Raw genomic sequence first — 10,950 nt, 5'->3', positions numbered from 1 at the left:
GCCGAGATCAGAACTGCAGAAGGACCTTGCCCACGCGGCCGGCGGTGTTGCTCGCACGCACAGCGTCCGCGGCGTCTGCGGCGTCGAAGACCCCGGCGACCGGCAGGGTCAGTGTGCCGTCGCTCACGCGCTGGATGAGTTCGCCGAACAGAGCGCCGCGTGTGGCGGCATCCATCGTCTGGATGACCTTGCTGCCCCAGAAGCCCTTGACGGTCGCCTGCTTGAAGATGACGTCTCCCGAGGCGATCTCCATCGTGGGCGAGTTCATGGCGCCGAAAGCGACGAGTGTGCCGCCCTCGCCGAGGAGCGACAGCACGTCTCCCGCAGACGATCCGCCCACGGAGTCGATGCCGAAGGCGATGTGCGCGCCGCCGGTGATCTCGGCGACCTGCTCGCGCCAGCCGTCGTCGTCGGTCGAGACGACGTTCTCGATGCCCTGTTCGCGGAGTTCGTCGACGCCGGCCGAGCGGCGCACGAGGCCGATGACATTGACGCCACGAGCGGCGCCGAGCTGGGCGAGCATGCGTCCGACCGCGCCGTTCGCCGCGTTCTGGACGATCCAGTCGCCCTTCTCGGCCCCCAGGAACTGCAGCAGGCTGATGGTGCTGAACGGCATCGAGACGAGCTGTGCCGCGCTCTCGTCGCTGAGCGACTCGGGAACCGGGATGAGACCTGCGGCGTTCGCGACCACGTACTCGGCCCAGGCGCCGAACGTGCCGCCGGTGGCGACCCGCTGTCCGACTGCCAGGCTGTCGACGCCCTCGCCGAGAGCGTCGACGATGCCGAGGGCCTCGGTGCCGGATGCCGCGGGCAGCTCGGGCTTGAAGCCGTAGGTGCCCCGGATGGTCCAGAGGTCGTGGTTGTGGATCGGCGACAGCACGATCTTCAGCCGCACCTGACCCGGGCCGGGCTCGGGGGTGGGGCGTTCGGTGACGGTCAGAACCTGTTCGGGATCGCCGAAGGTGTCATGGGTGAGTGCGCGCATTGTGTCTCCTCGTGGGATCGGTCGTGGGGGATGTTCCGGGTGGATCAGTCGTCGGTGACGGTGATCTCGACGTCGATGTTGCCGCGGGTCGCGTTGGAGTAGGGGCACACCTTGTGGGCGGCGTCCGCGAGTGCCTGGGCCTGGTCGTGGGGGAGGTCGGGGATGACGACCTCGAGCTGCACGGCGAGCCCGAAACCGCCCTCGCCGTTGGATCCGATCTGCACGCGGGCACCGACCGACGAGTCGGTGATCTTCACCTTCTGCGTGCGGGCGACCGACTGCAGTGCGGAGTGGAAGCACGCGGCGTAACCGGCGGCGAACAGCTGCTCGGGGTTGGCGCCGTCTCCGCTGCCGCCCATCTCCTTGGGGATGGCGAGGTCGAGCTCGAGGTTGCCTTCGCTCGTGGCGACGCGGCCGTCGCGGCCGGCTCCTGTGGCGAGGGCCTCGGCGGTGTAGAGAGCTTCCATGGTGTGGATTCCTTCCGGTTGTGGTCAGTCGGCGCGCGGTGTGCGCGTCAGGGGTGCGGGGTGGCGCCTGTCTTCTGCAGCCGCTCGGTGAGCTCCTGCAGCTCGGCGATCAGGCGGTGACGCTGGTCGTCGTCCTGCATGCCGGCGAGGGCTGCGATCGTGGTGTGGACAGGCGCGACCTCGGTGCGCAGCGCCGTGCCCGCCTCGGTCAGCCCCACCGTGACGACCCGCTCATCGGCAGAGCTGCGGGCTCGGATCACGTAGCCCGCCTGCTCGAGGCGACGCACGAGGGGGGAGAGGGTGCCGGAATCGAGCTGCATCGCGTCGCCCAGCGACCCGATCGTCTGCTCGCCCTCCATCCAGAGGATCGCGAGCACCAGGTACTGCGGGTAGGTGAGACCCCAGGGTGCGAGGAGGGCTCGGTAGGCCTGCGTCGTCGCTCGGGCGGCGGAATACAGCGAGAAGCACACCATCTCATCGGTCACGGCCATCTCTCAAGCATTGCACACGATTAGATTGTGCACAATCTAATCGTGTTCGAGTCCTCGCTACGATGAGGCCGTGCGGCTCCGTCCCGTCGACCTCGTCGACATCTTCGTCTACCTCGTGGTGCTCGGCGTCTTCATCCAGCTGTTCCCCGAGGTCATCTCCGAGTCATTCCTTCTCGCCCTGCTGACTGCGGTGCTGCTCAAGGTCGTGCTCGAGGGAGTGCTCTACGTGAAGAAGCGCATCGTGGCGCGCATCCGCGGAACGCACAGCCGCTGGGTCAGAGTGCTGAACGTCGCCGCGTTGCTCCTCGTCCTTCCCGGTAGCAAGTTCCTCGTGCTCGAGATCGTGGCGTGGGTCTTCGGTGACGCCGTGTATCTGGGTGGGTTCTTGCAGGTGACCGCGCTCATCATCGTGCTCATGCTCGCAAGGGGTGGCGTTCGGAGGATCGTCGATCGTCCGGCCGTGGAGGCGCACGCCGACTGATTGCCGCTGAGAGGCGGTGAACAGATTCGTGACACCTGTCTAATTGCTAGCTAGGCTAGTAGTCATGGAACGCTACATTCGCCTGCGCTGGGTGGGCCTGGTCTTCATCAGCATCGCCGTGTCGCTGATCATCGTCGATTCGACGATCGTGAATGTGGCGATTCCGGCGATCGTGGACGATCTGGGTATCACCTCGACCGAGGTGCAGTGGGTGCAGGAGGCGTACACGCTGGTGTTCGCCGCCCTGCTCCTCGTGTTCGGCAGTCTGGCGGATCGTTTCGGACGACGGCGCGTGATGCTCATCGGCGTCGTCGTCTTCGCGGCGTCCTCGGTGCTCGCGGCGTTCGCAGCGGACGGCGGGATGCTGATCCTCGCGCGTCTCGCGCAGGGAGTCGGCGGGGCGATGATCCTGCCGACGACACTGTCGATCATCAATGCGACGTTCCGAGGCCGCGAGCGCGGCATCGCCTTCGCGGTGTGGGGCTCGACGATCGGCGGTATGGCAGCTGTGGGCCCTCTGCTCGGGGGATGGCTGACGACGGCGTTCTCCTGGCGCTGGGCTTTCGGCATCAACATCCCGCTCGGGATCGTCATCATCATCGGGGTGCTGCTCACGGTCGCCGAATCGCGCAGCGATCGGACGTCGAAGATCGACGTCGTCGGAGCGATCCTCGCGGTGATCACGATGGCGAGTCTCGTGTTCGGTCTGATCGAGGGGCGTACCTACGGGTGGTGGCTCGTCGACCAGCGTCCGCAGATCGGCGACTGGACCTGGCCGTCGGACGTGTCTCCGATCCCGTTCGCCTTCGCGCTGGCCGTCGTCGCCCTCGTCGCCTTCATCGCGTGGGGCGTCCACCGGGAGCGCCGCGGCAGGTCGACCCTTCTCGCCCTGCGTCTGTTCTCCATTCCGTCGTTCCGCAACGGCAACATAGCGGCGACAGTGGTGTCTCTGGGCGAGTTCGGCATCATCCTCGCGCTGCCGTTGTGGCTGCAGTTCGTCCTGGGGTTCGATGCGCTGCAGACGGGCCTGCTGCTGCTCGCCCTGGCCGGCGGGTCGTTCGTGGCCAGCGGCGCGGCGGGCGCGGCGAGCGGCAAGATCGCTCCGGTCTGGGTCGTGCGGGCGGGACTTCTGGCCGAGATCATCGGCGTCGCAGGCGTCGGCTTCGTCATCGCCCCAGACGCGTCGTGGGTGCCCCTCATCCCGTTCCTCTTCGTCTACGGACTCGGTGTCGGCCTCGCCACAGCTCAGCTGACGGGTGTCGTGCTCGCCGACGTGCCGGTCGATGACAGCGGCGCGGCGTCGGGCACCCAGTCGACGTCGCGCCAGCTCGGTGCTGCTCTCGGTGTCGCCGTGCTCGGGACCGTGCTGTTCACGAGCACGGCCGGGATCCTCTCATCGTCACTCGATGCACGGGGGCTTCCGGTCGAGCAGCGCGATCAGATCGTGTCGTCCGTCGTCGACAGCGCCGGCGCGGCGATCAGCGGGCTCGAGGCGCAGCCCGAGACCGCCGAGATCGCAGACGATGCGAAGTCGGCGTTCTCCGACGGCACCCGGTTCGCCGCGTGGACGGCGGCGGGGTTCCTGTCGCTCGGATTGCTCTCGACGATCTCGCTCGGCGCCGGTGCGGGCGCCAAGCCACGCCGGGACGAGGACGCAGCGGCCGCAGATGCAGCGCCGGGGAGCGGCGCATCCGATTGACGGAGGCCGTGTCCTAGCGGTCGCCTGATCGGAGGTCGCGTGCGGACCGTCGACGCCGGGGTCTCGTCGCAGGTCGCTCCTCTGCGGGGTGCTCCTCTGAAGGGACCGCATTCCGGTCACCGGAGAGCCACCGAAGCCATGTCATGCTCGGATCGCCTTCGAGCACCAGAGTGCGCACGAGCAGGGTGAGCGGAATGGACAGGATCGCTCCGAGCGGTCCGATGATGAAGGTCCAGAAGATCACCGAGAGGAAGCTCAGTGTGAGGCTCAGGTCGACGGCGTCGCTGACGAACTTGGGCTGCACGAGGACCTGCAGCACGACGTTGACGACGCAGTAGACGGCGATGACGCCGAGGAGCAGAGGCCAGTCGCCGACGATGAACGCGAGGATGGCCGGTGGGACGAGTCCGAGGACGAACCCGATGTTGGGGATGAAGTTCGCGACGAACGCGAGGATCGCCCAGACGATCGGAACCGGGATTCCCATCCACCACAGCGCGAGCCCGTCGAGGACCGCGACGATGGCGCCGAAGGTGGCGTTCACGACGTAGTACCTGCGGATGCCGGAGTTGAGGCGCACGATGCGCTCGATCGTCGCACCCTTGCTCGCTGCGAAGAGCACGGGAGCTTGACGGTAGCGGGCGGCGTCGACGGCCATGAAGATGATGTATGCGCACACGAAGAACAGCGCGGTGGCCACGCTGAGCGCTGTGCCGCCGACGCTGCGCGCGACGGCGAGCAGCGTCGCGGGATCGAGAACCGAGGCCGCAGCGTCCGACGACTCCGCGTCCAGCCCGAGGGATCGCAGTGAAGAGATGAGCTGATCCGCGGCGCGGGTCAGACCGCCCTCGGAGGTGAGGTCGCTGATCAGTCGAGCGAACTGCGTCCCCGCGAGCCACAGCAACGCGCCCATGGCCAGGAGTATCAGGTAGGCGAGGGCGATGACGGCTGTCGTTCCGGCCCACCGGGGCCAGCCGCGCCGATCGAGTGGTCGGCGGAGGGGCTCGCAGATCACCACGATCGCGATCGCGAGCGCGACGGGCCCGAACACCTCTCGGGCGAAGTACACCCCGGCGAGAGCGACGGTCGCCGCCGCGAGCGTCAGGAGGACGCGCAGGTTGGGGAGAGCCCTCCAGCCTCAGCGGGAGCGGGAGCGGGAGCGGGAGCGTGAGCGGTGCGTGTGGGGCCGTGGACGCCCTGCGGCCGACGATTGCGCAGCATCTCACGAATCATAGGTGGTGAGTGGCGCTCCCAGTGATGTCTCCGATCCGGGTCACACCACGGCGCCGCGTTCGCTCGGGGCGCGACGCTCGGACAGCTGATGACCGTGCGCGGTCAACGCGTAGCGGGAGCGTCGAGTGAACCAGTCCGAGCAGTGTCCGGTGCGCCGGTTCACGCGTGACTAGTCGTAGCTGCGGTGGACGTGCCAGCCGTCCTCGCCCTTGAAGACATCGAACACCAGCGACAACCCGTCGTCGTTCGTGCCCTGGAAGCGCCATCCATAGAGCCCGTGATGCTGAGTCGCCGATGCGGACCAGATCGAGTGGCGTAGGCGCGTAGGGGTGTCGGACACCCTCCATCGGTGACCAGCGAAGACCATGCGCGACGGGATGTCATTGACCATCCATAGGGTGGCCGGGAGGTGATCTGTCGTCGGTCGCATGAGTTCAGAATAGAACATAGCTTCGAATGTTGCTACCCTGAACTCAGGCCGGAGAAGGGAGCCGGCGTGGGGTCTAGCAAGCGTCTCGCTGCTCACTACGACATGCGATCCCAGTACCAGGCGATCCTCGCGGCCGCTCGATGTGGACCCCTCCAGTCCCTGACTGACCGCGAACTCGCACTTCGAGAACAGCCGGTCACCATCTACCCGCAGCCATACCGTGCAGTCCGCGCGTGGGTGCGGTTCGGGCCAGAGGCCATTCGTGTGGACGCCAAGCTCGCCCGCTCCACACCCGAGGCCGCAGGTATCGAGTTCCGTGCCGGCGAGACCACGTTCCGATGCTGGGTCTGGGGTAACGCCGTGACGGCCGACGACGCCTGACTTCGTGTCGTGCGCTCACGTCGCGCAGAGCACCAACGAGAAAAGCCGCCTGAACCCAGGCGGCTTCTCTCGTGTTTGCGGGTCCGCGTGCGAATCTCACTCGTTCCGCATGCAACCCATCATGTGTGCCCCCGACAGGAGTCGAACCTGCGACCTACGGTACCGGAAACCGGCGCTCTATCCACTGAGCTACGGAGGCGTACCGATCGACAATATCACTGCTCGGGAGTGGTCTCCGACCCACCGGCTTCGGTCACCGGCGCGTCGCCCAGTTCGCCCAGCGCCGCGGCCAGTTTTTCGGCGAGGTAACGGTGGCCGTCCGTCGACGGGTGCTTGCGGCCCACCTCGACGTCGATGACCGACAGATAGTTCTGCTCGGTGATCCAGTCCTGAGCGACGGGGGAGATGTACCACCAGCTGCGAGCCGCGGCGAGTTCGCCGAGATCGGCGTCGATGCGAGCGGTCTCGGCGCCCACGGGCAGCTCGTGGGGCGCCGGGCCCAGGATGACGATCGTCGCCTCCGGATACTTCGCGGCCATCGCATCCCACGCGGCGGTGACGGCCTCTCGGTACCCGGCCTCACCCTGTGCCCGGTCGTTGATCGACCCCTGCAGGATGATCAGGTCGGGGCTGAGCGCGGGGTCCAGAGCGGCGATGCGCTCGCCGAAGGCGGGGCCGTCGAGTCCGGGCTTGAGGTAGCCGCTGCCGCGGACGCCGTCGACGATCGTCTCGCCGTCGATCAGGGCGGCGAGCTGATAGGCGTAGCCGAGGGTCGGGTCGGTCGCCGCCGATCCGTAGGTCCAGGAATCGCCGAACACGAGCACGGTCGGATGCTCGGGAAGATGGAGCGGAACCGGCGCGATCGCGACGGCGTCTTCATTCGCGACGGCGGCCGCACCGACGGGTGCCGAGGACGGCACCGGAACCCACGGGCGCCAGACACCGAGGACGACCGCGGCGAGCGCCAGGATCACGGCGACGGCGAGGCCTGCGACGGGCAGACGGCGGCGGGCGGGGGCGGCCTTCATGGCATGACTGTAGATCACGATCCCGCCCGCGCAAATTCCGACGCGTGACGCGCCGTAAACTGGGAGGCCTATGAACCCTGAAACGCTCGCCACAGCCCTCCTCGCCGTCCTCGCACCGATCGCCGAGGAACGACGTCCTGGCGAGCCGCTCGGACTCACCGCAGCAGACATCGTCTTCGAGCGTCCTCGCAACCGCGATCACGGAGACTGGGCCTCGAACATCGCGATGCGCCTGGCGAAGCCGTTCGGCACGAACCCCCGTGAGCTCGCGCAGCAGATCGCGGACGGGCTCGCGCAGGTCGACGGCGTGCAGAGCGCAGAGGTCGCGGGGCCCGGGTTCATCAACATCCGCCTGGACGCGGCTGCAGCCGGCGCACTGGCGAAGGTGATCGTCGACGCCGGTGCCGAGTACGGGCACAACGACACCCAGGCCGGGCGCAGCATCAACATCGAGTTCGTCAGCGCGAACCCGACCGGACCGCTGCACATCGGCCACACCCGCTGGGCGGCGCTGGGCGACGCGATCGCCCGGGTGCTCGCGGCCTCAGGCGCGAAGGTCGCCAGGGAGTACTACATCAACGACGCCGGCGTGCAGATGGAGCGCTTCGCCAACTCGGTGCTCGCCGCAGTCAAGGGCGAGCCCACCCCCGAGGGCGGATACGCCGGCAGCTACATCGGCGACCTCGCCGCACGGGTGCTCGCTGCGCGCCCCGACCTGCTCGACCTGACCGGCGACGAGCAGGTCGTCGTGACGCGCGAACTCGCTTACGGCTTCCAGCTCGAAGAGCAGAAGCAGTCGCTCTCCAAGTTCAACGTCGATTTCGACGTGTGGTTCTCGGAGCGCACTCTGCACGCCAAGGACGAAGACGGGGTCAGCTTCGTCGACCGTGCCGTCGATCGTCTGCGCGAGCAGGGGCACGTGTTCGACCACGAGGGCGCTGTCTGGGTGCGCACGACCGACTTCGGCGACGACAAAGATCGTGTGATCCGTCGCTCCAACGGCGAGTACACCTACTTCGCCGCCGACGCCGCGTACTACCTCAACAAGGGCGATCGCGGCTTCGAGTACAAGCTGTACCTGCTGGGCGCCGACCATCACGGCTATGTCCACCGCCTCAAGGCGATCGCGGGCGCGGCAGGGGAGGACCCCGAGAAGAACGTCGAGGTGCTGATCGGGCAGTTGGTCTCGGTGGGCGGTGCACGTCTCAGCAAGCGCGCCGGAAACATCATCGAGATGGACGATCTGCGCGAGTGGCTGGGCACCGACGCTCTCCGCTACTCGCTCGAGCGTTCGCCCGCCGACTCTCCTCTCGCGCTCGACCCCGAGCTGCTGCAGAAGCGCACGAACGACAACCCGGTGTTCTACGTCCAGTACGCGCATGCTCGCACGCACAACGTCGCGCGCAACGCCGCCGACTCCGGGGTGGACCGTTCGGAGTTCTCTCCCGAGACGCTCACGCACGAGACCGAGAGTGCGCTTCTCGGCGCCCTGCAGGAGTTTCCTCGCATCGTCGCGTTCGCGGCTGAGGTGCGCGAGCCGCACCGGGTCGCGCGCTACCTCGAAGAGCTCGCGGGCCTCTACCACCGCTGGTACGACAACTGCCGGGTCATCCCACAGGGCGACGATCCTGTCGAGACGGTGCATCGCACGCGTCTGTGGCTCAACGACGCCGCAGGGCAGGTGTTCCGCAACGGACTCGACCTGCTCGGTGTGTCTGCGCCAGAGCGCATGTGACTCCGGTTGCCGTCCGGCGTCGTAGGGCAGGATGGCAGCATGAGCGACGACAACCACACCCTTCCTTACCCCGCTGCGGATTCCGAGCATCCGACGCTCGTGATCCCCGGCGGCAAGGATGGTGCGCCCGTCGACGGTGTCGCGGCACCCGCACGCAAGCGCAAGCGGTGGCCATGGGTGCTGCTGATCGTCGTCCTGGTGCTCGCCGCTCTCGTCGTGGTGGCGGAGCTCATCGCGCGGGCTGTCCTGCCAGGCATAGTGCGGGGCATCGTGATCGAGCAGCTCGATCTGCCCGCTGACCAGGAACTCGCGGTCGAGGCTGACGGCATCCTGCTGCCTCAGCTGATCGGTGGCACGCTCGACAGCCTGCACCTCTCCACCGACTCCGTAACCCTGGAGGGGATCACCGGCGCCGTCGACGTCACTGCCACGGGCGTCCCGCTGCGCGGCGGTGACCTGCGCGGCGCTTCCGGCACCATCCGCATCGATGAGTCGCAGTTCACGGATCTGCTGTCCGACACCGATCTCCCCATCGACTCCGTCACGCTCGACACGCCGAACGCGACGGTAGCGGGCTCCGTGAGCGTGCTGGGCATCGCGATCCCGATCTCCCTCACCGTGACTCCTGGCGTCGCGGAAGGAGACCTCGAGCTCACCCCCGTCGGGCTGACCATCGGCGGACTCGAGGTCGACGCGGATCAGGTCGGATCGACCCTCGGCGCACTCGGGGAACGGCTCACCGAGACGCAGCGCATCTGCATCGCCGATCAGCTGCCCGCGGGCATCACACTCACCGACCTCGAGATCGATGGAGCGGAGGCTGTGATCGACGTCGACGTCGACGGTGCCATCGCCACCGACGAGAGTCTGCTCGAGAAGGGCACCTGCCCTCAGGGGTGACGCTCAGTCGTCGTCGGAACCGAGGCGGGCTTCCCGTTCGGCCTGCTGGGCCGCGCGAAGCTCCGATGTCGCGAGCGCGACCTCGGCCTCAGCTCGCTGCACGCGTCGCTGCGGGAAGGTCGTCGCGCCGAACCGGGCACGCACGCGGTCCTTGCGCTCTTCCTCCGACGTGACGATGTACGCGCACGAGATCAGGATGACCTGGGTCGACAGGTTGAGCCAGATCAGCAGCGCCAGGAGTGTGGCGAAGGACGCGAGCAGCGGATTGCTCGTCGCGCCCCCGATGAACAGCCCGGAGAGCTCCTGCAGCACGAGCAGCCCGACGCCGCCGATGAGAGCCCCGATCCAGAGGGAGCGCCCCGAGGGACGGAGACCGGAGAGCAGCCGGAACACGCCCGCGATGAGCACGGTGTCGAGCGCCAGTACGACGATCAGCGAGACGATCCGGATGCCCCAGGATGCGACGGGCGAATCCTCGGGGATGCCGAGCAGACCGCTGATCCATGTGATCCCGAGCCGGCCGGCGAAGGTGACGGCCGCCGCAGCGATGAACAGCACGGCGACACCCACCGCGAGCAGCAGGTTGCGGAGCATGACCCAGATGAACAGCACGTCGGCGTGCGCGGTTCCGGCGAGGACTCGCACCGCCGTGCGCAGGGATCCCACGGCGCCGAGCGCCGAGCCGATCAGAGCGACCGTCGAGACGGCGCCCGCGATCGACAGCGAGATCGGCTCCTTGAGGTCGTCGGGATTCACGACGCCGTCTTCGCCGATGAGACCGGGCACCACGGACTGAACGGCGGAGATGATCGCATCCCAGACGTCCGGATTGCCGGCGAGCCACAGCGCGGCGATCGAGAAGCCGAGGAGAACGGCGGCGAACACACTGAACAGCGCGCGGTAGGTCACGCTGTCGGCCAGCATCGGGCCCCGACGCTCCGAGTAGAGGAGGAAGGCCCGCACCGGACGACGGGTCAGAGCCCAGCGGATCGTCGCAGTGCTGACGCGCGCGATCAGGCCGGGGCGTCGGGCATCGGGTGCTGCGGATTCGGTGCTCATCTCCACCACCTTACGAGTCGGCAGGATGTGTCCGCAGGGGGTTGACGCCGAGTGTCACCAT

General features: G+C 67.8%; 12 protein-coding genes and 1 tRNA gene. 5 read left to right on the top strand and 8 right to left on the bottom strand.

Features of this window, described 5'->3' with window-relative positions; translation table 11 throughout:
* Positions 1-7: 7 nt before the first annotated feature.
* Genes OPU70_RS04420 through OPU70_RS04410 form a run of 3 tightly spaced genes read right to left on the bottom strand, consistent with a single transcriptional unit; the run spans position 8 to position 1,943 of the window.
* Positions 8-985 carry a zinc-binding dehydrogenase gene (locus OPU70_RS04420; RefSeq protein WP_498557211.1) on the bottom strand — a complete coding sequence of 326 codons (978 nt, stop codon included), beginning with the start codon at positions 983-985 and terminating at the stop codon, positions 8-10.
* A gap of 44 nt (positions 986-1,029) precedes the next feature.
* A complete protein-coding gene (locus OPU70_RS04415) occupies positions 1,030-1,452 on the bottom strand; it encodes an organic hydroperoxide resistance protein (RefSeq protein ID WP_042541872.1) in 423 nt (140 codons plus the stop codon).
* A gap of 47 nt (positions 1,453-1,499) precedes the next feature.
* Entirely contained in the window at positions 1,500-1,943 is a 444-nt protein-coding gene (locus OPU70_RS04410) for a MarR family winged helix-turn-helix transcriptional regulator (protein WP_052493008.1), read from the bottom strand.
* 70 nt (positions 1,944-2,013) lie between these two features.
* Here OPU70_RS04410 and OPU70_RS04405 point away from each other — a divergent pair, with 70 nt between their 5' ends.
* Together OPU70_RS04405 and OPU70_RS04400 are read left to right on the top strand one after the other, a co-directional pair.
* On the top strand, positions 2,014-2,424 hold the full coding sequence (locus tag OPU70_RS04405) for a hypothetical protein (RefSeq protein ID WP_079112621.1): 411 nt from the start codon (positions 2,014-2,016) through the stop codon (positions 2,422-2,424).
* Positions 2,425-2,488: 64 nt separating this feature from the next.
* Entirely contained in the window at positions 2,489-4,123 is a 1,635-nt protein-coding gene (locus tag OPU70_RS04400) for an MFS transporter (RefSeq protein WP_079112622.1), read from the top strand.
* A gap of 13 nt (positions 4,124-4,136) precedes the next feature.
* Here the strand turns inward: OPU70_RS04400 and OPU70_RS04395 are convergent, their stop codons facing one another.
* Together OPU70_RS04395 and OPU70_RS04390 are read right to left on the bottom strand one after the other, a co-directional pair.
* Positions 4,137-5,228: an AI-2E family transporter gene (locus OPU70_RS04395; protein ID WP_498557235.1), complete on the bottom strand. Its 1,092-nt coding sequence runs from the start codon at positions 5,226-5,228 to the stop codon at positions 4,137-4,139.
* Positions 5,229-5,525: 297 nt separating this feature from the next.
* Complete coding sequence (locus tag OPU70_RS04390; RefSeq protein WP_498557210.1) at positions 5,526-5,696, bottom strand: hypothetical protein; 171 nt, start codon at positions 5,694-5,696, stop codon at positions 5,526-5,528.
* A gap of 156 nt (positions 5,697-5,852) precedes the next feature.
* On the opposite strand from OPU70_RS04390, the gene OPU70_RS04385 reads away from it, so the two are divergent.
* On the top strand, positions 5,853-6,167 hold the full coding sequence (locus OPU70_RS04385; RefSeq protein WP_228385686.1) for a hypothetical protein: 315 nt from the start codon (positions 5,853-5,855) through the stop codon (positions 6,165-6,167).
* A 126-nt stretch (positions 6,168-6,293) separates the two neighbouring features.
* Here OPU70_RS04385 and OPU70_RS04380 read toward each other — a convergent pair.
* Both OPU70_RS04380 and OPU70_RS04375 read right to left on the bottom strand, forming a co-directional pair.
* Positions 6,294-6,366 (bottom strand) — tRNA-Arg (locus OPU70_RS04380).
* 16 nt (positions 6,367-6,382) lie between these two features.
* Positions 6,383-7,195 carry an SGNH/GDSL hydrolase family protein gene (locus tag OPU70_RS04375; protein WP_079112624.1) on the bottom strand — a complete coding sequence of 271 codons (813 nt, stop codon included), beginning with the start codon at positions 7,193-7,195 and terminating at the stop codon, positions 6,383-6,385.
* Positions 7,196-7,265: 70 nt separating this feature from the next.
* Between OPU70_RS04375 and argS the strand changes: the two genes are divergently transcribed.
* Together argS and OPU70_RS04365 are read left to right on the top strand one after the other, a co-directional pair.
* Complete coding sequence (gene argS, locus OPU70_RS04370; RefSeq protein WP_079112625.1) at positions 7,266-8,930, top strand: arginine--tRNA ligase; 1,665 nt, start codon at positions 7,266-7,268, stop codon at positions 8,928-8,930.
* A 39-nt stretch (positions 8,931-8,969) separates the two neighbouring features.
* A complete protein-coding gene (locus OPU70_RS04365) occupies positions 8,970-9,830 on the top strand; it encodes an LmeA family phospholipid-binding protein (protein ID WP_079112626.1) in 861 nt (286 codons plus the stop codon).
* 3 nt (positions 9,831-9,833) lie between these two features.
* On the opposite strand, the gene OPU70_RS04360 is transcribed toward OPU70_RS04365, so the two are convergent.
* Positions 9,834-10,889 (bottom strand): YihY/virulence factor BrkB family protein, encoded by a 1,056-nt coding sequence (locus tag OPU70_RS04360; RefSeq protein WP_079113956.1) that lies wholly within the window; start codon positions 10,887-10,889, stop codon positions 9,834-9,836.
* Positions 10,890-10,950: the final 61 nt, after the last annotated feature.

It is taken from the genome of Microbacterium sp. SWDP-B6 (assembly GCF_059803615.1).
Note: the sequence above shows the minus strand (reverse complement) of the source record. Positions and strands in the feature narration are given on the sequence as shown.

Bases quoted from the DNA above. Each gene is read 5' to 3' on its own strand.
- OPU70_RS04420 (WP_498557211.1), bottom strand. From the start codon at position 985: ATGCGCGCACTCACCCATGACACCTTCGGCGATCCCGAACAGGTTCTG.
- OPU70_RS04415 (WP_042541872.1), bottom strand. From the start codon at position 1,452: ATGGAAGCTCTCTACACCGCCGAGGCCCTCGCCACAGGAGCCGGCCGC.
- OPU70_RS04410 (WP_052493008.1), bottom strand. From the start codon at position 1,943: ATGGCCGTGACCGATGAGATGGTGTGCTTCTCGCTGTATTCCGCCGCC.
- OPU70_RS04400 (WP_079112622.1), top strand. From the start codon at position 2,489: ATGGAACGCTACATTCGCCTGCGCTGGGTGGGCCTGGTCTTCATCAGC.
- OPU70_RS04375 (WP_079112624.1), bottom strand. From the start codon at position 7,195: ATGAAGGCCGCCCCCGCCCGCCGCCGTCTGCCCGTCGCAGGCCTCGCC.
- argS (WP_079112625.1), top strand. From the start codon at position 7,266: ATGAACCCTGAAACGCTCGCCACAGCCCTCCTCGCCGTCCTCGCACCG.
- OPU70_RS04365 (WP_079112626.1), top strand. From the start codon at position 8,970: ATGAGCGACGACAACCACACCCTTCCTTACCCCGCTGCGGATTCCGAG.
- OPU70_RS04360 (WP_079113956.1), bottom strand. From the start codon at position 10,889: ATGAGCACCGAATCCGCAGCACCCGATGCCCGACGCCCCGGCCTGATC.